Consider the following 22,910-nt stretch of genomic DNA (forward strand, 5'->3'; position numbering starts at 1 on the left):
GAAGCCTAGGCAGGGCCACCGGCGAACTGCTTGAGCTCCACTCCGCTCTCCTGCAGGGCACGGCGGACACCGGCCGCAATCGAGACCGCCGTCGGCGTGTCTCCGTGCAGGCAGATCGTGTCGATGCGGGTCGGGATATGCTTGCCGCTTTCGGTGATGATCGCCCCGGCCTTGACCATCTCGACCATGCGCGCGGCGGCCCGGTCAGGGTCGTGGATCACCGCGCCGGGCAGGCTGCGGTCGACCAGCGTGGCGTCATCGTTGTAGGCGCGATCGGCAAAGATCTCGCAGGCCACCGGACAGCCCAGGTCGCGCGCAGCGCGTTGCTGGGCGGTTCCGGCCAGAACCATGATGATCAGATTCGGAGCCACCGACAGCGCAGCCTCGTAGCAGGCCCGCGCCATCGCCTGATCTTCGGACGCCATGTTGGCCAGCGCACCGTGCAATTTCAGATGACGCACCTGTCCGCCGGCCGCCCGTGCCATCGCCTGCGCCGCGCCGACCTGATAGCGGATCAGGTTCTGCAGCGACGGCAGAGGATAGTGCATCCGCTGACGCCCAAAGCCGTGCAGATCGGCAAAGCCGGGATGCGCACCGATGCCCACGCCGTTTTCGACCGCCTGCGCCATCGTCGTGGCCATCACGTCCCAGTCGCCCGCATGAAACCCGCAGGCCACGTTGGCCGACGTAACGATCTTCAGCAGCGCCGCGTCATCGCCCATTTTCCAGGGGCCAAAGCTTTCGCCCATATCGGCATTCAGATCGACATGATGTGCCATGGCACAGGCTCCTTTTTCTACAAAACGTCCTCTTCGCGGGCGATGGCGCCGCTGATCAGTTGATAGGATAGCAGGTCGGACATGCTGCGCGGATCGCGGATCAGTGGGCGCGGCGCCCGGGGCAGCGCGGCGCGAGCCTCGGCGGCGGCGCGCTCGGCCGCCACCGCTTCGTCCAGCGACACGAAGCGGAACCGCAGGTCGGCCCCGGCCGGGGCCTGCGCCACCTTGGGCAGGTCGCAGGGCAGAACGGTGCCGATGCGGGGATAGCCGCCGGTGGTCTGGCACTCGGCCAACAGCACGAAGGGCGTGCCGTCCCCGGTGACCTGGATGTCACCCGGCACGATGGTTTCCGACAGCACGCTGCGCCCGCCCGAGACATGAAAGCCCGGTCCGTCGCTTTCCAGCCGCACGCCCATGCGGTTGGCGCGCGCGTCCCGACGGAACGCGGTGGCTTGCAGCCGCTCCAGAACGTCTGGGGCGAACAGGTCGGTCTGGAAACTGGCCACGATGCGGATTTCTCCGCCCGAGAACCGGTCGTCAGGGTCGAAGGTCATGCCGGTTGCACCGCCCGCGTCCGGGCCGATCGCCAGCCGGTCCCCCGCCTTCAGTACGGCTCCGATCCCCGCCGTCAGATGCGCCGAACAGGCGGCAAGAACCGGATCGCCCAGCACCCCGCCGCCGATGCTGAGATAACCATAGCTGCCCGCAACTGCCGGCCCGATGCTGAGCCGGGCACCCGCAGGCAGCAGGTGCGAGGCGTTCCAGACCGCGGTCGCGCCATCGATCTGCGCCCGCATCCGGGCGCCTGTCAGAGCGATGCGCAGGTCCTGATCAGCCTGGAACTCGCCGCCCATGCCGGCCATTTCCACGGCGGCAAGACTGTCGGGCTGCCCCAGCAACGCCGCGCCTTCGGCCAGGGCAAGGCGGTCTACTGCGCCACCGCGCGACAGGCCCATGTCCAGATATCCGAGCCGCCCCATGTCCTGCACCGTCAGGCCCGGACCGGCGCGCAGAATGGTCAGGCGCCCACTCATGTCAGCGCCTCGCAAGTTGCGCCGCCGCGCGGATCGCTGCGCATCCGCGCCAGCGTTTCCGGATCGGTGGGCGTGAACTGCACCTCGTCACCCGGGCGCAATAGGAAGGGCTCGGGCGCATGGGGCTGGAACAGACGGATGGCGGTCTGGCCCACATGCTGCCAGCCGGTCGGCGTGGTGACCGAGAACAGCACAAGCTGCCGCAGCGCCACCACCAGCGCGCCTTCGGGCACGCGCGGGGTCAATTCCTTTTGCCTGGGGATGTCCCAGGCGGGCGGCAATTCACCCAGATATGGCTGGCCGGGGGCAAAGCCGATGGTCTGCACCCGCACCCGCGCTTCGGACAGCGACCGGATCGCCTCGGCCTTGGACAAGCCCGCCGCCTGCGCCGCCTGCCCCAGCTGCGGCGCCAGATCCGTACCGAAGACGGTGGGCACCCGCCAGAACCTGCGCCCGCCGGGCAAGTCGGCCGCGTACCAGTCGCGCTGGTCCAGCAGCGCCTGCACCTGCTGGTGCAACGCGGCATGCGACATGTGCAGCGGATCGAACCGGACGAAGGCCGAGACCAGCGAGGACGAGGTTTCCTCGACCCCTGCCCAGCTTTCCGCCTCGAGCGCGGCGCGAAAGGCCAGCGCAGCCCGGTTGGCCGGTTCGCTGAGTGCGGCGGCAAAGCTGATCAGCAGCCCGTCCACCCCGGCGGTTCGTATGATCGGAAAATCCTGCATCGCCCCCGTCACATCTGGTTCGGCAGATAGGTCACGATGCCGGGGAAAACCACGATGATCACCAGAGCCACGATCATCAGGAAGAAGAACGGCAGCGCCGCATGGGCCACCCGCAGGATGTCGCGCCCGGTCAGTGATTGCAGCACGAACAGGTTGAAGCCCACGGGCGGGGTGATCTGCGACATCTCGACCACGATCACCAGGAAGATGCCGAACCACAGCGGGTCGATCCCCGCCTGCATCACCATCGGCATGATGACCGACGCCGTCAGCACCACAACCGAGATGCCGTCAAGGAAGCATCCCATGATCACGAAGAACACGGTCAGCGCCGCCAGCAGCGTGAAGGTGGACAGGCCCAGCGACCCGATCCATTCCGCCAGCACGCGCGGGATGCCGGTAAAGCCCATCGCCACGGTCAGGAACGAGGCCCCTGCAAGAATGAAGGCGATCATGCACGAGGTCACGGTGGCCCCCATCAGCCCGTCGACGAAGCTTGCGCGGGTCAATGTGCCCTCGCGCCAGGACAGCAGCAGCGCCAGCACCACGCCCACGGCGGCCGCATCGGTGGGCGAGGCAATCCCGGCATAGATCGAGCCGATCACACCGACGATCAGCAGGATCACCGGCACCAGTCGGCGCGAGCGGCGCAGCTTTTCCGCAAAACTCGCGCGGATGTCCTCAGTGGGCAAGTTGGCGCGGTTGATCAGCGCCCAGATTGCGACATAGCCCACGAACAGCCCCACCAGCAGCAGTCCCGGCAGAACTCCGGCCACGAACAGGCGGGCGATGGATTGCTCGGTCGCCACGCCATAGACGATCAGGATGATCGACGGCGGGATCAGTAGGCCCAGCGTGGCCGAGCCAGCCAGCGTACCAATGATCATTTTCTCGGGATAACCGCGGCGCGAGAGTTCCGGGATCGACAGTTTGCCGATGGTGGCTGCGGTGGCCGCCGAAGACCCCGACACAGCCGCGAAGATCCCGCAGGCAAAGACGTTCACATGCAGTAACTGTCCCGGCAGCCGGTTCATCCAGGGCGACAGGCCTGTAAACATGTCTTCGGACAGGCGCGAGCGGAACAGGATCTCACCCATCCAGATGAACAACGGCAGCGCAGCCAACGCCCAGGAATTGCTGTGCCCCCACAAGGTGGTCGCCATGACCAGCCCCAGCGGCGCATCGGAGAACAGCGCCATCGCCGCGATCCCGACCCCCAGCAGCGAAAACGCCACCCACAGGCCCGACCCCAGAAAGGCGAACAGCAGAACAAGAAGAATGATGGAAAGCGTGGCAATCGACATCTGCTGGCCCTATTCGCTCAGAAGGTTTTCGCCCTTGCCGTCCCAGCTGGGCGCGCGGCCCGCCAGCAGACCGACAAGTTCGTCGATCAGGGCAAGTGTCAGGATGGCCAGCCCCAGCAGGACCGGCATCTGCACGATCCACAACGGCACCGACACCATGCCGGGGCTGCGGTCGCTATATTCCAGCGACTCAAGCACCAGCAGACCCAGATACCAGGTGGCATACGCGCTCATGGCGAGGGCAATCGTCACCACGCAAATCTCGGTCAGGCGGCGCGGCCCATTGGGCATCCGCCCGATCAGCAGCGTCACCCGGATATGCCCGCCGGCGCGCAGCGCATAGGCCAGCGCCAGAAAGCTGGATGCGGCCAGAAAGAACCCGGTGAAATCGGCATAGGACGGGATGGTCAGGCCCACGCCCTGCCCGGTCAACGCGGCCCAGATCTTGTCGGCCAGGTTCAGCCCGACCTGCGCAAAGACCAGCACGACGATGGCCAGAATGAACAGCGCCGCCAATCCGCCGGCCGCACGATAGATGAAATCAAGACTGCGCCGCAGCATCGCCATCCCCTCCCCTTGTTGTCGAACCCCGGCCGGACGTGTCGCGCCCGGCCGGGTCGGATCGTTTACTGCTGATAGGCCTGCAGCAACGCAGCGCCCGAGTCGCCGGCCTCGGCGGTCCAGTTCTCGAGCATCTGCGCACCGATCGCGCGCAGGCCGGCCATCAGTTCTTCGGACGGCTGCACCACGGTGATGCCGTTTTCCTGCAGAACCGCGGTCTGCTTGGCGGTCTCGGCCTGGCTCATCTCCCAGCCGCGGGCTTCGGCGGCGGCGGCGGCCTCCAACACGGCGGCCTGAGTCGCGTCATCCAGACGGCGGAAGGCGCGCTTGTTCACCACGACCACGTTCTTGGGAATCCAGGCCTGGATGTCGGTGTAATGGGTCAGGAAGTCCCACGCCTTCGAGTTCACCCCGGTCGAGGGCGAGGTGATCATCGCTTCGACCCGGCCGGTGCTGAAGGCCTGCGGAATGTCCGGAACCTCGACCTGCGTGGGTGCGGCCCCCGCAAGGTTGGCGAATTCTTCCAGCGTAGCGTTGTAGGTTCGGAACTTCAGGCCCGCCAAGTCATCCACGCTGTTGATTTCCTTGGTCGTGTACAAGCCCTGCGGTGGCCACGGCACGGCGTACAGCACCATCATGCCCTGCTCGTCCAGCAGACCGTTTATCACGTCTTTCTGTGCCGCCCACAGCTTTTGGGCGTCGTCATAGTTGGTGGCCAGGAATGGCAGCGAATCCGCGCCGAAGGCCGGGTTGTCATTGGCCAGCAGCGACAGGAAGAACTCTCCGACGGGCACCTGGCCGCTGCGGACTGCCTTGCTGATCTCGGGGTGCTTGAACAGCGACCCTGCGGAATGGACCTTGATTTCAAGGGCGCCGTCGGTGGCCGCGGCTACGTCCTTGGCGAAGTCGTGGATGTTCACGGTATGGAAGGTGGCATCCGGATAGGGCGTCGGCATGTCCCAGGTCTCGGCCTGCACCTGCATGGCCAACCCGGCCAGCGCGGCAACCGCGCCACCGGCAATCTTCATCAGTTTCATTTTGGCTCTCCCTGCTTGAGTACTGGCGCAGAAGCTGACTCAACGTTTGCGATTTGTCAACGTTTTGTTATCGTTTTGACCGAAACGCCGCAGGGTCCAAAGGTCAGCACGTTGAAAACACACGCACTCCATGCCAAAACACTGATAATTTCTCAGCGTTTTGCAGATCAAAAGGCCGCAACATGACCGATTCTTCCCCAGACACGCGCCGCATCGTTTCCTCTCGCCACCTGGCCGAGGGCGAAGGCTGGGAACTGTCCGAACTCGAATTCGGGCTGATCATTGTCTACAATGCGTTCTCACGCTGGATGACCCGCTGCATGGCCGCGGCCGGGCAGGCCGATCTGGGACCGCTCGACATCCTGATCCTGCACAATGTCAATCACCGCGGACGCGACAAACGCCTGACCGACATCTGCTTTCTTCTGAACATCGAGGACAGCCACACCGTGAACTACGCCCTGCGGAAACTGCTGAAGGCCGGTCTTCTGACGTCGGAAAAGCGCGGCAAAGAGGTGTTCTACCGCACCTCACCCGAGGGCGTGGAGCTATGCGACGCCTACCGGAAAGTTCGCCAGCAGTGCCTGCTGGAAGGGCTGTCAGCCACCGACCTGTCGGGCCCGGATCTGAGGGACCTGGCCCGCGACCTGCGCGCCCTGTCCGGCCAATATGATCAAGCCAGCCGCGCAGCGGCATCTTTGTAGCGCCTCAGCATCCGTCCACGCAGCATGATCGGCAAGAAAGAAAATGGTGCGGGTGGAGGGACTTGAACCCCCACGCCTTGCGGCGCCAGAACCTAAATCTGGTGCGTCTACCAATTTCGCCACACCCGCAACACGGCGCCGACGCGCCGAATGGAAGGGCTGATAACAAACCTTTTGGACAAGCGCGAGAGGGAATCTTGCCGTCTGCGGCGGAATATTGACCCCCGTTGGGAAACAATGGAAATGACCAAGACGAGGGGAAGATCGACCCGCGCAACGGCGCAAGCAAGAATGTGTGGCATCCGGCTTCCCGGTTAATTTTTATCGCCAAATGGAATTCATAACGCTGAGACCCGTCGTTTTTGGAACGAAACAAAACGCCATAATTGTTCTGTTTTTGGACACATTCCCAAATTTTCGAAAATTACAAAATTCTCGCTGACGTTGTGGATCGCATGGGGACGTCTCGACCACCCTCATCAACCCCACACTGAACCCATAGCAATGCGGTCCCTCCGCCTTCTGCCGTGGCGTGCACTCAACCTCTGATCTGGTTTTCCATTTTTCACCTATTTTACAGAACAATAACCATCAGTCGAATTCATCACGACTAACCCAATCGCACGCCGAAACACACCCCGGTTTCAAACCCGGCGGTCCTGCCTATTTTGACTAATACATCCTGAAGTTGCGGCATTGTCATGCAACGGTCACCATAATTGCGCCACATTTCAAACGCCAAAATATCTCAATCACGTCAAAATAACACCGTGATGAAGGTAATTCTGTCTACCAAGGAGTTAATGAGTCTTTTTCGCCTTCTCGGCACCGTACGAGTTTTTTTGCTCAACTCCAGTACAAGGGTCTCAGTCGTGACCGAACAGATCAACTCCGCTGCCACCGAGCAAGACGTCGTCTTTCTTGCAAGAGAAAGCTTTGTCGGCGAGCTCAAAAACCTCAACCAGCAATTCCCGAACACGGGTTTCGGCATCGCCCTGAAGACACATGAGGGCAACGAATACCTGTTGGCTAATGCGCGAATGCCCCTTCCATCGGCCAAATCCAATGGGTTCCCGACCGGACGTCGGGTCGCGCGCCTGGACAATGGAACCCGCTTCAGCTCGATCGAAGTGCTGGCCGATTCGCGTGCCTTCGATACCATCTCGCCCGGAACCGAGGCCGAGATGCTGGGCAACGCTCTCGAACTGATCGCCCGGATCGACAGCTTTTCAGGCATTGCGCCTGCCAGTTTGACGGAATCCGGGCATACCCAAATCGCTGCAACCGGAACCGGAGGCTGAACATGGCCCGCAACGACCACCTTTTGTCCGTAGGAAACGAGGCATTGGCGCCGATGTCGGAAGCCATGTCCGCACTGACGACACAGATCGACCAACTGACAGAGGTGGCGGATGCGCGCTCGACTGCGCGGCTGGCCACGCTCAAGACCCGTATGGAAAACTTCACCGCCAGCGTCACTTTCGTCGGGCAGGTGAAGGCGGGCAAATCTTCGATCGTCAACATTCTGGCCGGTCGGCCTGGTTTGCTGCCGTCGGATGTGAACCCGTGGACCTCCGTTGTGACCACGCTGAACATCAACACCCGCCTGCCCGGTGAATACAGATCCAAGTTCACCTTCTTCGAGCAGGAAGAATGGGACAACCTGATGGTCGGCGGTGGCCGTTTGGGCGAACTGGCCAATCGCGCAGGCGCCGACGACGAAATGGAAGACATCCGTCGTCAGATCGCGCAGATGAAGGCCAAGTCCGAAGAACGCCTTGGCAAGCACTTCGACCTGATCCTGGGCCAAAGCCACCAGTATGACTATTTCGACGAAGAGCTGATCCAGCGCTATGTCTGCCTGGGTGACGAAGACGATCCGGACATCAATCCGAAAACGGGCCGGTTCGCCGACGTGACCAAAGCCGCGGAATTGTATATGGACATTCCGCAGTACCCGATTGCGCTGAAACTGTGCGACACGCCGGGCGTCAACGACACGTTCATGGTGCGCGAACAGATCACTCTGCGCAGCCTGCGCGGATCGGAAGTCTGCGTCGTGGTCTTGGCGGCAAGTCAGGCGCTGACCACGATGGACATGGCGCTGATGCGGATTATCGCGCAGTTCGAGAACCGGCAGATCGTCCTGTTCGTCAACCGGATCGACGAACTGACCGACCCGGTCAAGCAAGTCCCCGAAATTCGCGACCGCATTCAGGACACGCTCAAGCAAAATGGCATCGACACAAGCACCAGTGTCGTTTTCGGAAGTGCGTTGTGGGCCGAGGCCGCGCTGACCGGCAACCCCGATATTCTCACCGACGATTCCCGCCAGGCCCTCAACACGTTCTATCTGGCCGCCGGTTTTGGTGATCAGGCCGCATCGCTGGACAAGATCTGGGCCCTTTCTGGTCTGCCTGACCTGCTGTTGGCCATGAACGAACGGATCGCCCAAGGCGCAGGCACGCGTCTTCTGGATCGGGTCCGTCACCGCGCCCGCAACATCGCAAGTCAGATTCGCGCCACCTCGGTCGCCAAGAGCCTGTCTGGCGGAGGCGGTGTTGTTCGCGATCTGGACGGCGTGTCACCCGAAGATGCGATCGCCACTGTCGCGGCCGAATATGACAAGAAAGCTGCTGCCCTGACGACATCCCTGCGCGACAAGGTGTTGGAACGTCTGGCATCGGCCGAGGCAAACTTCGTCAAACGTGCTACCGACTCGTTGATCGCGCATCTCGAGCAGAACGGCGAACAGGGCACCTGGCAATACGATCCGGCCGGGCTTCGTACCCTGCAGAAGGCCGCCTATTTCAGCTTTGCCCGCGCAATGCGCAAGGACGCCGGCGCGCTGTATTCCGCAGCCGCCGCGGATGTCGAGGCCCTGTATCAGAAGCTTCTGGGCAACCACTTGGGCGAATTCAGCATCGAGGCACCCATTGTGCCGCGCGTACCGCCTCCATTGGGCATTGGCCGAACGATCGCCCTGGACCTTCAAAGCACATGGTGGCGACGCTGGTGGCAACGCCGCAAAGGGTTTGAAGCCTATGCGGCGGACTACACCCGCCTTATCGCATCAGAAGCCAATTCGATCACCAAGGACCTTGAAGAAACGCAGATCGCAGCCGTTCTGGAAAATGTTCGGGCCGTCCTGTCGGATTTCATGCGCGAGCAGCAGGAAACCCTTCTGAGCATCTCGCAATCGGCCGAGAAGGCACCGGGCACCTCCCCGGACCTGATGGCCGGGCTCGAGCCGAAGAAATCTCGTGACGAAATCCTCGGCGACATCCTCAAAGACCTCAGCAACGAAGCAGCGTAAGAAAGCCATGGCAAAAGATTCACAAATCCGCTTCGTCTCTCCTCGGGCATGGGAACGCATCGAGCAGTGGTCCCGCCGCAAACCAGTTTTTGCGCTGATGGGAGAGTTCAGCGCAGGCAAGTCCACGCTCATGAACTTCCTGCTGCGCAAGCAGGCCCTACCGACGCAGGTGACGGCCACCCAGCTGCCGCCGGTCTGGTTCAGTTGGGGCAACAAACCCGCTTACGTCCAGCGCCATGACGGGACCACTTCTCCGATTGGTTTGGACGAATTGGACAAGGTGGGCGTCAACGACGCGCAGTTCATCCGCATCTATCTTGAAGCGGACATTCTCGAGGCTGTCGACCTGATCGACACGCCCGGCATTTCAGACCCCAAAATCCAGGCCGATGTCTGGCGCCGTGCGGTGGGTCAGGCCAACGGGGTGCTGTGGTGTACCCACTCGACCCAAGCCTGGCGCGAGACCGAACGCGCCACGTGGGTTTCGTTGCCGGAACGGCTTCAGCACAACTCGCTTCTGTTGGTCACGCGCGCGGACGCATTGGATCTGAAAGACCGCCAGAAAGTGCTGCGCCGCATCAACCGCGAAGCGGGGCACCTGTTCAATCGGACAATCCTGTTTTCCGCCCGTGACGCGATCATCGCGCGTGACAAAACGGGCGACGCCGAGCTGTGGTCGCGCAGCGGCGGCGGCAAGATGATTGACAGCTTTCTCGAGATCACCGAGCAGATCATGGACAGCCGTGCGGAAAAGCTCGCCCGCTACCAGATCGACAAGAGCCTCGCCGGCACGCCCCCGGTCCAACCGGTGCGGCCCGAGCGGTCCGATCGCCAGACCGCGACCGAGGAACCCGCACCTTTCAAGCTGACCAACCCGCTGGATCAGGATGATGGATTCGAAGCAGTCCGGAACTCGGACGATGTGATCGCAACCTTCCCGGTTCGACCGGCCCGGGTGGAGCGCCGCGGCGAGTCGACCGAACGTGAGCGGATCAACCCGGATGACGCCGACCGTTTGCGCGCCGAAATGTCGCCGGTGCCCGATGACGATTTGCGGGCCTTGTTCCGAGACGAAATTGAGGATCGGCTCAGCGTCGCGGCAACTTCGACAGCGGTGTCTCAGCTGGACGACGAAGACTTTGACGAGATCGATGACGATACGCTCGATGTCGAGGACGACGAAATGCTGATCGCAGACAGCGATGACCAGACCACCGATCAAGGCGCGCAGGACAAAGACCTGCTGGCCACGCTGTCCGAACGTTTGGTTGGCGAGACCCCCGCGCCGGTAACGGACGAACAGGACGAGACCCCGGGACCCAGTGTCGAGGACTCGGTCTCGTCCATCGCTTCGCTGTTGTCCCAGCAACAGGGTGACGATGCCACGACCTATGAACCTGAGCCGGAATCGAACGGCCTGGTCGCGGCACAAACCCCTGAAGACCAGGAAGCCGAAGCGCCCTGTGAGCAGGTCGGTGAAGGCGAAACCTCGCTGGAACACCTTTTGAGCGTGCCGGCAGGAGCTCCGCTCAGCGCGGCGGCGATGTGGCGGGAAATCGCGGCCAGTGAAGATATTCCCCAAGACGTGGACGGGCTGCACGCCGTGTTCCAGGCCTTTCTTGAGGAGTTCGACAAGATCGCTCACGAGCACACCGGGCGCGACGAACAGGATACGATTCAACCCGTGCCAAATCCGAAAGACAGGGCGGAGTGGCATGTGTTGTAACCGGGCCTCAAGGGACACTTGGGAAACGATAGACCGTTTCCCGTCCCGAACGGCAATGCTACTCAGCGGCGCGACGGTTTCGAACCGCTGCGCCTTTGGGCTTAATAAGGGATAATAGAGCTTTAGATGACGATTGACGCCGCATTGACCACCGCCATGGAGACCATTCCCGACTGCATCGCAGCGGGATATGTCGACATGGAAACGGGCATGCTTCTGGGCATGTCGGCAACCGAGACCGAGGATGGCACAGCCTTGGAAACCCTCGCCGTTGCAGTGGCAAACCTGTTTCAGGGCCGAGGCGTTCAAGCATTCGAAGCGCTGTTGGCCTCGGCCGGACTACAGGATCCGGAGAACCCGGGATTTGGGGAAATCTCGGTGTTTTCGAACGACCGGCTGCACATCTTCATGCGGACCCGGGCCTATCCGGAACACGTGGTCTGCTACATCTGCCGCGACAGCGCGAATATCGGGCTGACGCTTACGAAATCACATCTCAGCCTGGGGCCGGTAGCGGCCGCAGTTTAGACGGGACCAGAGGGGGTCACGGCATGATGGCGACAGACATAATCGACATGCTCGAAAACATCGGGCGGTCTGCGACGCCCCGTTTGTCGCCGGCCGTTCGGTTGACCGGGGACACGGCCGAGGCCCGTCGGGCCAGCATACTGAACCTGATCCGGGGAACGGTTCTTCCAAGACGCTTGGAGTTCAACGCCCAGAACGGAACGATCCTGGCGATCGAGGTGAACAGCTCACGGATCACGGATGTTTATTCGGCAAGCACCGGCGCCCTTCCGGATTTCGAAACCGAACCGCGCGAAGCGCTGATCGAAAAGCTGGCGCGGCTCGTGTCCGACTTGGCCGCGACCGCACCTCCGATCGAAGTGGTGTCTTTGAAACCGGACGGGCCGCTGGAGGCGGATGACGTCGGCATCACGTTCAGCGAAATGCAGAAAGCCTGTGCCGAGATCGTTCTACCGTCCGAGCCACGGGTTTCGGTTGTCCCGGATCCCGTCGAGGATACGAAAGAGCAGGACAGCGCTGAAGGCACAGAACTCAGTGTAGCCGCGGCTTTCTTCGACGGCGCCGAGCGGTTCGCCATGGGACGCCTGCTGACAAGTGCGGAGGGTGCGACCCAACAGTTCGATGGCCTGTGCGCCGATGGACAGCCTCTTCACCCTTCGGACGATCTGCTGACCCGGTTCGCACAGGATCTGGCGGGATGGGATGCCGACAATGCCGGGCTGCTCGAACAGCCGCAACTGATCGTCATGCGGCCGTCAGGTGGCAAGGGCGCGGGTGTCGCTCTGGTCCGGGATGGTCGCAATACAGCCGCCGCCGTACATGACGCGCGCAAGCTGGGTGCCGTCGTCAACCTGTGGAAATCTCTGCGGGAGTCGGTCTGATGGCACCGATTTCGCAACAGTTGAAGTTAAGTTGGAAGCAAATCTTGGGTACCAGTTTTTAGGGTAGTGTTATGAGTGAAACCAACCGCCGGGAATTGATCCGGATCGCCAGCGAAATGAAAGAGGTGAGCAATGACGAGACCTGTCAGTTCATCTCTCGCATCGTTGACGATCTCAGCGGCCTGAAACCGTCGATTGCATTCGTCGGGCAGATCAAGGCCGGGAAGTCCCGTCTGATCAACGGCTTTACGGGACAGGCAGAATTTCTGCCGTCGGACGTGAACCCGTGGACGACCGTGATCACCGACATGCATTTCGGTCATCCCTCCGGGCGCACATCGGGGGCCGAATTCCATTTCTTCGACAACCGCCAATGGCAGGCGCTGATCGCCGAAGGCGAAGAACTGCGCAACATGTTCCCCGACGATGAGGACAGCTATAAGCGCGAGATGATCGAGGAGCAGGTCGAGGCGATGAAAAACCGCGCTCGTCTGCGCCTGGGTGACAGTTTCGAACAGCTGATGGGCCAGCATCACGACCTCGAAGAACTGACGTCTGATGACCTTGCCCGCTATGTCTGTGCCGGGGATGATCCGACCGACGAAGCCGAACATGATCCGGGATCGGACCGGGGTTTGTACAGCGACATCACCCGCAAGGCCGAGGTGTATTTTGATCTTGGACACTTCCCGTTCCCGCTGACCGTGACCGACACGCCCGGCGTCAATGATCCGCTGTTGATCCGCGAAGAGATCTCGCGCCAGTACCTCAAGGAATCCGACTTTTTCGTCGTGGTTCTGTCCGCGCACCAGGCCCTGTCGCGCGCCGATTTGAAACTGTTCCGGCTGATGCAGGCGCTTGAGCTGGGTCAGATCGTGGTTTTCATCAACCGGGTCGACGAATTGGGCGGCGGTGCGGAAGACGCGGCGAAAGTACGCGCCGACGTTTTGGACGGGTTGGAAAAGGCGCTGGGGAAGTCCAGCATCGACGTTCTGATGGGCAGTGCTCAGTGGGCGCATTACGCGCTGACCGGGGACGAAACCGGCGTCAATCACGATCACATCCTCGCCTGGCTACGGGCGCATCCCGAACAGATGAAGCAGTACCTTGCGGGCGTCGAAGAGATCAAACGCGGTCCTGGCCCGATCAGCCGCGAGGCGGTTCTGCGGTATGCTGCGATGATCGCCTCGGGCTTGCCTGACCTGCGCCGGCATGTCACCACCGCGCTGACTGACGGCCCGCGCAACGAACAACTGCGTATGGCATGGCAACATCTGAACGGCTTTGCCCAGGGCGAGCTGGAGCGCAACAAGGCCCGCCTCCGCGCGCTGGAAGAAGATGGCCAACCTTCGGACGATACGGCTGGCGAGAATGACAAGACCCTCGCCGAGTTGCGCAAGCTGGTATCGGACAAAACCGCAGAAATCACCCGGGACATGGATGATGTTCTGGCAAACCTGCGCGGTGTGATGGACGACACCGTGGCCGAAGCCGTCGTATCGGTTGTGCGCGGACCCGACGGGCAATCCCCGTTGCTTGCCAAAGGTGGTGCAACCGAACTGAACTTTACGCCGTTGCGCGAACGCATGCGCGAACTGGTCCAGGGTGCGACTCAGGTCATTCGCCAGCGGATGCTCAGCGAACTCTATGCCATCGATATGCAGGCCAACGCGTCCCTGCAGTCCTTGCCGGGCTGGCAGGAGCCGACCGACAGCCGTATGAACACCAGTGCCGTGCGTTGGTTCCGTCCGGACACCACCGCTCTGACCCGGGGGATTACGGTCGAGTTGCGTGTGAACTGGTTGTCGCGTCTGATTTCGCGGAAATCCGTCGTCTCTCGCGCCGAACGTATGATCGTGCAGGAATTTGAGATGATCGGAGATGATCTGATCGATACCGCACGTGAGAACCTGCTGGAGCGCTTGAACACCGCTCTGGACCATTTCCTGGCCCTGCTCGCCGGGCATCTTGAGAACCGTACCGCGACGGGCGAGACATGCGAGCGCACCCAGGCGCAGGTCGATTTCGACCGCGCACGCCGGATCGCGGACGAATTGCAATCGACCTTTGGCGCTGAACACAGCGACGAACGACAAGCGGAGGCCGCCGAGTGATTGAATTTCCCGGAACCGAGACGGAAGTGCGTCAGCTTGATCGCTTTCTGACCGCAACCGAACGCCTTTCGTCCACGCCCGAGTTGGACGACATGCGCGCGCGGGCACAGTCCCACGCCGAGCGGTTGTCAAACGCAGTCTCAATCGGTTTTGCCGGAGAATTCGGCGCCGGGAAGTCCAGTCTTGCCAACATGCTCGCCGGAGCTGACATCCTGCCCACGGGTCCGCAGCATCTGAAATTGCCTTTGGTGATTGTCACCTATGCGGACACGCCTGAAACGACCGTTGGGTGGTGGGACCGCGAGCCAAAGGTTTATTCCGGCATCGCGCTGCAAAAGGCCGCGGCCGACAATCCTGATTTTATCTCGGTGGGGCTGAACACCCCTGCCCTGCGCGAAATCTCGTTGTTCGACCTGCCCGGCTCGGGTGCGCTGGATGACACTTACAAGCAAACGCTCGATCTGTTGAAATTCGTCGATTGCGCCATCTGGTGCACGAACGGAACCAACGCTTGGCGTGAAACCGAGCGCCATTTGTGGGCACAAGTCCCACAAAACCTGCGCGACAACAGCTTGCTGGCCGTCACTCACACCGATCTGCCGCCTGTCCGCGACGCCCTCGATCGCGTTCTGTCGCGGTTGGAGAAGGAGAAGTCGGGCATGTTCCGCGCGATCGTGCCGATCGGGACACCGGTTGCCGTTCGCGCCATGGCGCAAGAGCCGGAACCGGACTTCGCCTTGTGGGAAACCTGCGGCGGTCAGAACCTTGCGGAGAAGGTGCTTGAAATTGCGTCGCATCGCCGCCGGACGGATCTGGAGGCCGCGCGGCAGGACCTTGCCGCGGACTTCCTGCCGTTCTTGGAGACCTTGACCGGCGCGGGCGAAGCCGCAGCCTCGGACACCAGAACGGTACAGCCCAGTCTGGAATCTGCGCTGCCGCCGCTGGACAACCCGATCCTCGAAGACTGGCTGGCGGCGATCGCCAGCATTTACGAAGACCTGCGCGACAGTTCGGACATCGAACCGGCCGCCTTCCTGCAAAGCTGTCAGGAAATTGTCGAGGATTTTGCTGAACGGCTGGAAAACGGGTCCGAGATCGATCCCGAAGCCGACTGGATTCCGGGCGAGTTCGAAAAGGCCACCGACCTGCTTCTGCTGCTTCAATTCGAGAGCGGCGAAGGGCCACTCAAGGATGCGATCAGCATACTGGCGCAGCTCAGCGACAACCTGGCGTGGGCCGGCAGCACGGTCGCTTCGGCCCCTCCGAAGACCGGAACCTGAGTCATTCCCGCAAAGATTGAGCCGCGGCGCGGCGAATCGTTAACACTGGAATCATGATTCCATTGTTTCGAATCCGTGGACCATGGGTCATCTGGCGCCCGGACTGAATCCTATTTGTTCGTCGGTCGACACTACATATATTCGCTTTATCAGCTCTTACATCAATATATTGATCTGTGTCCGAAGTCGTTCTCAGTGAAGCCACGAGGCGGCCCCATTAAAGTCAAATTTGAAACGTCTAACCGTTCTCAAGTGTCCTGCGGTTGTGTTGGTTGTGTGTTCGCGGGCTGATTGCCCGGTTATTTTGGCCGCAAGTTTTTGGAATGATGGGCGGGAAGAAATGAACCACAACCAGGCTGTCGGTGCATCGCACGACGAACCTCAAATTCAAGGTCTGCAACCGGGCGCGAAACTGCTGCGCGGCCAGTACGAAATTCTTCGCTTCCTCAGCAATGGCGGGTTCGGCATCACGTATTTGGCGCGTGACAGCCTGGAACGCGATGTGGTCATCAAGGAATGCTATCCGGGTGCCTTGTGCCGCCGCAACGGTGACCTGGTCGAACCCAATGACCCGGCCTTCAAGGACGACCTGCGCGCGATCATCGACCTGTTCATTCAGGAAGCCCGCAACCATGCCCGCCTGGTCCACCCCAATATCGTCGACGTGCACCAGGTCTTCGAAGACAACGATACTGCGTATATCGCAATGGACCTGATCCGTGGATGCGATCTGCTGGATTACATCGAGGACCCCAAGACCGAAACCGGCCCGGACTTTATCGTCCAAGTCACCGAAAAGATGCTGTCCGCGGTTTCATTCATCCACCAAAGCGGGATGCTGCATCGGGACATTTCGCCCGACAACATCCTGATCGACGAAAACGGCGAACCGATCCTGATCGATTTCGGCGCCGCGCGCGAACAGGCTGCCAACCAATCGGCGGCCCTGTTGACGCTTCGGGTGATCAAAGACGGGTACTCGCCGCACGAGTTCTACGTGCGCGGCTCGGAGCAGGGTCCCAGCAGCGACTTGTATGTGTTGGCGGCAACGCTCTACCACGCGATCAGCGGCGAGCGCCCGATCGACGGCCAATCGCGCCTGAATGCCTTCAACAACGGCCAGAAAGACCCCTATCAGCCGCTGACCAGTCGCTTCCAGGGTTACCCGGATGGCTTCCTTGAGGCGATCGACAAGGCCATGGAGGTCCACGCGACCGACCGCCTTCAATCCGCACTGGACTGGTTGCGGATGTTCCGCGGCCCCGGTGTCGAATTCGACAGCTTTGCCTATCGTCCCGTTTCGGTAATCGTGGCCTTGGACCGCAAGGACGAAGAGGCCGAAAAGGCCCGCATCAAGGCCGAAAGCGAAAACGCCGAAGCGGTGGTAACAGCCCTGCTGGCCGGCAATTCCGATCTGGCTCTTGGGCATGGCGAAAAAAACGACGACGGACCGGCAAGTTTTGCCCAGAAGGACGAGCCCGCAGCGGCGGTGGATACGGTCGTCCAAAAAGGATCGGGCGGCAACGGCAAGTTGATCGCGGGTGTCGCCGCAATCGCGATTCTGGCCGCTGGTGGCTTCTTCCTGATGTCCGGCGGCTCGACCGAGACGAACCCAACACCGATCCAGACCGCAACGCCAACCGAGACGGCCGAACCTGCCGAAACGCAGACAGCCGATTCAGTGATCGCGCCCGAAGCAACCAAGGCAGAAGAAACCGCAGCAGCAACCGAAACAGAACAGCAGGTGGCAGAAGACCAGCCTGTCGAGCAGACCGCTGCGGCTGTCTCACCGCCGGCGGTGGAAACACAGGAAGAAGCGGCTCAGCCCGAAGAACCCGTCGAAGTGGCGGCGGTTGCACCGAGCGCTCCGGTCAATCTGGCCGAGACCCAAGTCAGCTATGCCCATTGGGATGTCAAAATCCCGTTCTCGACTTCGCAGCGGCGCGCCTCGACCGGAAACATCATCGCCATCACCGGTGTGGATGCCGACCAGGACATGTCCACGATCGGTGAATGGGTTCAGCGAGGCGCAGCGATCTATACCCTGAACGGCAGCCCTGTGCGCGCCGGAACGACGCTTGCCGCACAGGTTCTGGACAACCTTCAGGTTGACCCGGACGGCTATATCCGTGTCGCGGCGCGGTATCGCCCCATCGGACAGACCCGCGCGCAGAACGGCCTGCTGGCCCTGCCCGCAATCCGCGAGTTCGGGCTGGCCAACGGTTACTCGTTCGAAGCCCGCGGCGCCGATTTGCCCGAATGGCAGACGGTTGTTGCCGGAGCACCGGCCGCAACGGCAGGTGGCCTGCAGACCGGCGACATTCTTGTCCGCGAGACTGTCTCGGGAACTGAGGTGATTGCTGCCGACAGTCTGGATACCGCGCTGAACGCGTTGGTTTCCGAAAACAAGCCCGAAGCACGGTTGGTTGTGCTTCGAAACGGGGCGGAAACAACCGCCGTGATGCCTTTGGCGCGGGAGTGATCAGGCCGGTACGTATGTGATCCGCCAGTTTGTGTTTGCTGAGGAGGATGCCGCGTTTTGGCCCTCCTGGTGGGGACCGGCCCGCCGCGGAAGATAAGAGTGTTTCAGGTTTCCAACTTCATAAGTGCCGCTGCGCCATGCGCAGAGGTTCGTAGCAGCCCCACGGGTCACCTAAGCCCGTGCAAGTAGTCAAAAGGTGTCGACACCATGTTCAAATACAAAAGCCCACTCAGCCGGCTTCTCGAGGGTGCCGGCAAAACCAAAGAAGCCGAAGGGTCGGAACCCGAAGTCGAAACGACCGACAAGGCCGAGCCGATTGCGGACTTCAATGCACTGCGCCAGGCTCTGGCTGGTGGAAACCTGAGCACGGACAGCTACGAGGAAACCGACGAGCTGATTCCGGAAGAGAAGATGCCCGATTTCGCCGAGACCGACCCGGCGGTGGAAGAGACAACAGAGAGCGAAGAAACAGCCGAAGCCGCGCCTGAAGCGCCGGAAGAAGCCGAACAGGTCGTGACGCTGCACGTCGCGGCAACCGAAGAAGAAGAAGAGACCATTCAGTCGGTCATGGCCGAAACTGCCGAACCCGATCTGGAGGAAGTCCAAGAGGAAGAGGCCTCGGCACCGACCCCGTTCGAGCTGCCGGAACCGATTGCAGTCGAAACCGCCCCGGACAAAGCAGCGGCAGATGCCGAACCTGTGGCCAGCGAGCCCGAAGAAGCCGAAGCCTCTCCGGATGCAACCGAAGCGCCGGCCTCGGATCGTCGGTCGCGCGTCAAGACCACCTTCCTCGGGTTCGAGCGCCCGGACACACATGTGCAGGAACTGATCGAAACCACCGAGCCGGTGGCCAAAACCGAGACCGCAGGCGCGACATTCCCGGTCGGTTGGCTGGCAGTGACCAGTGGCCCCGGCCGGGGGTCCAGCATAACACTGACCGAAGGGCTGATGCAGATTGGCCGCAACGATGACCAGGCGATCCAATTGGATTTTGGCGACACGGGGATTTCACGGTCGAACCACGCCGTCATTGCCTATGACCCCGAAGATCGCAAATGCTATCTGGGTCATGGCGGCAAGGCCAACCTTGTGCGCCTGAACGGCAAACCCGTCCTCAGCACCGTGCCGCTGTCCAGCGGCGACCTGATCCGCATCAGCGAAACGTCGCTGCGGTTCGTGGCCTTCTGTGACGAAAACTTCGACTGGCGGGACGCGTAACGGATGCTGGCTACTCCGGCATATGACATTGCACTGATCCTGGATCAGGGTCAGCGCGACACGCAGGAAGACGCGGTTGCCTCGCGGGTCTTTGACGCCGCCAACGCCGGTTATGTCGTGGTGGCCGACGGCATGGGCGGTCACGCCGCGGGCGAAGTGGCCTCGGATCTGGTGGTCAAGTCCTGGTGCGAAGTGCTCGACGCAGTTCTGGAGAATCCGGAATTGACCGAGAATACGCTGCTGGATGCGCTGCCCATGGCCGCAATGCAGGCCAACGCGGCCGTGGCGGGGTATGGCGACGACCAGCAACAAGGCTTCAACATGGGCTCGACCCTGCTGGGAGTTCTGCTGCTGGGCAACAAAGTGTTCTGGATCTCGATCGGCGACAGCCCTTTGTACCTGTTCCGCAACGGCGTTCTGTCCCAGATCAACGAAGATCACTCGATGGCACCGGTCATCGACGCACAGGTATCCCGAGGGGAGCTGTCCGAAGCCGAAGCGCAAGTTCATCCCGACCGCAACCAACTGACCTCGGTCATCATGGGCGCGGCGATCCCCAAGGTCGACTGCCCCGAAGACGCGCTGGAACTGACGACCGATGACATCCTCATCCTCGGCAGTGACGGGCTGCAATATCTGGGCAACCACGACATCCAGTCCATCCTTCAGGACAACGCTTCGGCCCTCTCCCAGGACATCGCCGACAGCCTCCTCAAGGCGCTGATCGCCAAGGGTGATCCGGATCAGGACAACATTTCAATCGCCGTCATCAAAACGGCCCGACAATAACAAAAGCAAAGCAACAGGACCCATGAGAACACACCTGATCATATCCAGCATTGCCCTGGCGGCAGCAACGGGGGCAGCCTCGGCGCAAGAGGCATGCTCGACCTACGAGATCCAGCGCGGCGACAGCCTGCGTGAACTGGCCATCAAGGTCTATGCGACCGAAGACTACCGGATCATCTACGACGCCAACCGCGACACGATCGGGTCCAACCCCAACATCATCCGCGTCGGCGACGTTCTGACCTTCCCCTGCCTCGAGGATGTCGGCCGCGCCGCACCTGAACCGGAAACCGAGGCCGAGCGCATGGCCGCCGAGATGGCAGCCGAACTGGTCAAGGCCGCGGAAGAGCGTGCCGCCAAGGCCATCGCCGACGCCGAAGCCCGCGTTGCGGAGGCCCAGCAGGCCAGCGACGAGGCTGTCATCGAAGCCAAGGCAGCCGCGAAGAAGGAAATCGAGGCCGCCCGCGCGGAAGGTGCCGCGTTGATCCGCAACGCCGGTGACGGCACCCGCCCCGAGATCCGCGACCGCCAGTTGCTGTTGATCACCGGGGGCAACTACGCGCCGTTTACCGACGAAGCCCTGCCCAATCGCGGTCTGTACACGAACCTTGTCGAAACCGCGATGCTGCGGGCGGCGCCGGAACAGGCCTACAAGATCCAGTTCGTTAACGACTGGTCGTCGCATCTGGACCTGCTGATGCCCACCCTGGCCTTCGATGCCACGTTCCCTTGGTCGCGCCCCAACTGCGAAGAAGCCGAGACACTTTCGGAGAGTGACCGGAACCGGTGCGAGACCTACAACTTCTCGAACCCGTTCTATGAAGTGGTCGATACGTTCTTCGCGAAGGATGGCTCAGGCTACGAAACCTCGCTCAGCTACGCGGAATTCGTCGGCACCACGATCTGCCGCCCCGAGGGTTGGTCAACCTCGCACATGGACGCTGTGGGTCTTTACGAGCCTGCGATCACCATCTTGCGCCCCGTCGATCCGGACGAGTGTTTCCACGCAGTCATGGACGGGCGGGCTGACCTGGTCGCCATCGAAGCGCATCTGGCCGTCGAGGCCATCGGTCGGCTGGGCTATGAACACAAGATCATCGAAAACCCCAACCTGGCGGCGATCAAGTCGCTCAACGTCATGACCCACAAGGACAATCCGGATGGGGAAGCGATCCTCGAGACGCTCAATCAGGGTCTGGCGATCATGCAGCAATCGGGCGAATGGCGCGACATCGTCTCGACCGCCCTGCGGTACCAAATGGAAAACGGATAAGGGCCGGAAAGGTCTGACAAAACAAAAGTCTGGAGGAAGTGGACATGTTTGAAATCAATCTGAAGAAACTGGTGGCGGCAGCCACCGCAGTAACCGCCCTCAGCGCCGGCGCCGCCGCCGCTCAGGAGGCCTGTACCAACTATACGGTTCAGGACGGTGACACGATGGCAACCATCGCCATCGCGGCCTACGGCACATCGAACTACCAGCCGATCTTCAACGCAAACCGCAACGTCATCACCAACCCGAACTCGCTTGAGCCGGGCATCGTTCTGGCCCTGCCCTGTGAAGACGGCAGCCTGCCGAACGGCCGCAGCGCGCAGGAAATCATCGCCGCGGAAGAGCAACGCGCTGCAAGCGTGAAACGCTCGAGCGTCTATGAGCCGCCGATCAAACTGGTCACCGGTAACGGCTGGGCGCCCTTCGCAGATGAATCGCTGAATGGCGGTGGTATCATCCCGCGTCTGGCAACCACCTCGTTGCAGCGGGGCGGCAACGCCCGCGACTATTCAGTCAGCTTTGTTGACGACTGGAACTCGCACCTGGAAACCCTGCTGCCGCTGGGCGCGTTCGACGTGTCGATGGCATGGAACATGCCGGACTGCACCAACCGCAGCTACGAATGGTCCTGGGAAACCGAGGTGCGCTGCACGCAGTTCGACTCGTCGGTCCCGGTCTATGACATCGTGGTCGGTTTCTACACCCTGCCCGAAAGCCAGTTTGCCAATGCGACCACTTTTGACGAGCTAAAAGGGTCGACCATCTGCCGCATGGACGGCTGGTTCATCCACGATCTGGAACAGCAAGGTCTGATCAATGGCGACACTATCACCTTGATGCAGCCGATCACCGCGCGGGAGTGTCTGGATGCCGTGTTGACCGGCACTGCAGATGTTGCAACCTTCGAGGTTCAGCTGTTCTCGGACACCATGGTTGAAATGGGTCTGAACCAGAACGACCTGATCGAGAACCCCTTCGTGACCTCGCTGTCGTCGCTGCGTTTCATTGCGCACCGTTCGAACCCGTTCGGCAAGCAGTACCTGGCCATGCTGAACAAGGGCCTGAACGAAATGCGTGAATCCGGCGAATGGTACGCGATCGTTTCGGACTCGCTGCGCGAGCACAACGACAAACTGATGGCCGCGTCGAACTGATCCCT

At 61.5% G+C, this 22,910-nt stretch carries 19 protein-coding genes and 1 tRNA gene; 13 read left to right on the forward strand and 7 right to left on the reverse strand.

Translation table 11 applies throughout. From position 1 onward, the window contains the following. Window positions 1–5: 5 nt before the first annotated feature. The 6 genes from ACR0FC_RS15190 to ACR0FC_RS15215 all read right to left on the reverse strand — a co-directional run bounded on the left by ACR0FC_RS15190 (window position 6) and on the right by ACR0FC_RS15215 (window position 5,440). A complete protein-coding gene (locus tag ACR0FC_RS15190) occupies window positions 6–779 on the reverse strand; it encodes a LamB/YcsF family protein (RefSeq protein ID WP_170341614.1) in 774 nt (257 codons plus the stop codon). Window positions 780–796: 17 nt separating this feature from the next. Beyond that, window positions 797–1,813, reverse strand: a complete 1,017-nt coding sequence (locus tag ACR0FC_RS15195; RefSeq protein ID WP_170341615.1) for a 5-oxoprolinase subunit C family protein — start codon at window positions 1,811–1,813, stop codon at window positions 797–799. Next, window positions 1,810–2,538: a 5-oxoprolinase subunit B family protein gene (locus tag ACR0FC_RS15200; RefSeq protein WP_170341617.1), complete on the reverse strand. Its 729-nt coding sequence runs from the start codon at window positions 2,536–2,538 to the stop codon at window positions 1,810–1,812. The genes ACR0FC_RS15195 and ACR0FC_RS15200 overlap by 4 nt, the downstream gene beginning before the upstream one ends. Before the next feature lie 8 nt (window positions 2,539–2,546). Then, the gene (locus ACR0FC_RS15205) at window positions 2,547–3,842 is read right to left on the reverse strand and encodes a TRAP transporter large permease (protein ID WP_170341618.1); all 1,296 of its coding nucleotides are present in this window, start codon (window positions 3,840–3,842) and stop codon (window positions 2,547–2,549) included. 9 nt (window positions 3,843–3,851) lie between these two features. Next, window positions 3,852–4,403, reverse strand: a complete 552-nt coding sequence (locus ACR0FC_RS15210) for a TRAP transporter small permease (protein ID WP_306372397.1) — start codon at window positions 4,401–4,403, stop codon at window positions 3,852–3,854. A 65-nt stretch (window positions 4,404–4,468) separates the two neighbouring features. Then, window positions 4,469–5,440: a TRAP transporter substrate-binding protein gene (locus tag ACR0FC_RS15215; RefSeq protein WP_170341620.1), complete on the reverse strand. Its 972-nt coding sequence runs from the start codon at window positions 5,438–5,440 to the stop codon at window positions 4,469–4,471. 182 nt (window positions 5,441–5,622) lie between these two features. On the opposite strand from ACR0FC_RS15215, the gene ACR0FC_RS15220 reads away from it, so the two are divergent. Beyond that, window positions 5,623–6,144 (forward strand): winged helix DNA-binding protein, encoded by a 522-nt coding sequence (locus ACR0FC_RS15220; protein WP_170341622.1) that lies wholly within the window; start codon window positions 5,623–5,625, stop codon window positions 6,142–6,144. Between the two features lie 44 nt (window positions 6,145–6,188). Here the strand turns inward: ACR0FC_RS15220 and ACR0FC_RS15225 are convergent. Then, window positions 6,189–6,273, reverse strand: a tRNA-Leu gene (locus tag ACR0FC_RS15225). Window positions 6,274–6,917: 644 nt separating this feature from the next. Between ACR0FC_RS15225 and ACR0FC_RS15230 the strand changes: the two genes are divergently transcribed. The 12 genes from ACR0FC_RS15230 (at window position 6,918) to ACR0FC_RS15285 (ending at window position 22,905) form a co-directional block, all read left to right on the forward strand. Further along, the gene (locus ACR0FC_RS15230; protein WP_254437824.1) at window positions 6,918–7,445 is read left to right on the forward strand and encodes a hypothetical protein; all 528 of its coding nucleotides are present in this window, start codon (window positions 6,918–6,920) and stop codon (window positions 7,443–7,445) included. A gap of 2 nt (window positions 7,446–7,447) precedes the next feature. Next, the gene (locus ACR0FC_RS15235; protein WP_170341625.1) at window positions 7,448–9,460 is read left to right on the forward strand and encodes a dynamin family protein; all 2,013 of its coding nucleotides are present in this window, start codon (window positions 7,448–7,450) and stop codon (window positions 9,458–9,460) included. Window positions 9,461–9,467: 7 nt separating this feature from the next. Beyond that, the gene (locus ACR0FC_RS15240; RefSeq protein WP_170341627.1) at window positions 9,468–11,186 is read left to right on the forward strand and encodes a dynamin family protein; all 1,719 of its coding nucleotides are present in this window, start codon (window positions 9,468–9,470) and stop codon (window positions 11,184–11,186) included. Window positions 11,187–11,312: 126 nt separating this feature from the next. Further along, window positions 11,313–11,714: a hypothetical protein gene (locus tag ACR0FC_RS15245; protein WP_170341629.1), complete on the forward strand. Its 402-nt coding sequence runs from the start codon at window positions 11,313–11,315 to the stop codon at window positions 11,712–11,714. 26 nt (window positions 11,715–11,740) lie between these two features. Continuing rightward, entirely contained in the window at window positions 11,741–12,595 is an 855-nt protein-coding gene (locus ACR0FC_RS15250; protein WP_254437825.1) for a hypothetical protein, read from the forward strand. A gap of 71 nt (window positions 12,596–12,666) precedes the next feature. Continuing rightward, on the forward strand, window positions 12,667–14,709 hold the full coding sequence (locus ACR0FC_RS15255) for a dynamin family protein (protein WP_170341633.1): 2,043 nt from the start codon (window positions 12,667–12,669) through the stop codon (window positions 14,707–14,709). After that, entirely contained in the window at window positions 14,706–15,989 is a 1,284-nt protein-coding gene (locus tag ACR0FC_RS15260; protein WP_170341635.1) for a dynamin family protein, read from the forward strand. The genes ACR0FC_RS15255 and ACR0FC_RS15260 overlap by 4 nt, the downstream gene beginning before the upstream one ends. A gap of 340 nt (window positions 15,990–16,329) precedes the next feature. Continuing rightward, the gene (locus ACR0FC_RS15265) at window positions 16,330–18,471 is read left to right on the forward strand and encodes a serine/threonine-protein kinase (protein WP_170341638.1); all 2,142 of its coding nucleotides are present in this window, start codon (window positions 16,330–16,332) and stop codon (window positions 18,469–18,471) included. A gap of 207 nt (window positions 18,472–18,678) precedes the next feature. After that, window positions 18,679–19,689, forward strand: coding sequence for an FHA domain-containing protein (locus ACR0FC_RS15270; RefSeq protein ID WP_170341639.1), 1,011 nt, complete (start codon window positions 18,679–18,681; stop codon window positions 19,687–19,689). 3 nt (window positions 19,690–19,692) lie between these two features. Then, on the forward strand, window positions 19,693–20,478 hold the full coding sequence (locus ACR0FC_RS15275; RefSeq protein WP_170341641.1) for a PP2C family protein-serine/threonine phosphatase: 786 nt from the start codon (window positions 19,693–19,695) through the stop codon (window positions 20,476–20,478). Window positions 20,479–20,500: 22 nt separating this feature from the next. Further along, window positions 20,501–21,751 (forward strand): transporter substrate-binding domain-containing protein, encoded by a 1,251-nt coding sequence (locus ACR0FC_RS15280; protein WP_170341643.1) that lies wholly within the window; start codon window positions 20,501–20,503, stop codon window positions 21,749–21,751. Window positions 21,752–21,795: 44 nt separating this feature from the next. Then, on the forward strand, window positions 21,796–22,905 hold the full coding sequence (locus tag ACR0FC_RS15285) for a transporter substrate-binding domain-containing protein (RefSeq protein ID WP_170341645.1): 1,110 nt from the start codon (window positions 21,796–21,798) through the stop codon (window positions 22,903–22,905). The last annotated feature ends 5 nt before the right edge of the window (window positions 22,906–22,910 follow it).

This window comes from Ruegeria sp. BB9 (genome assembly GCF_056539345.1).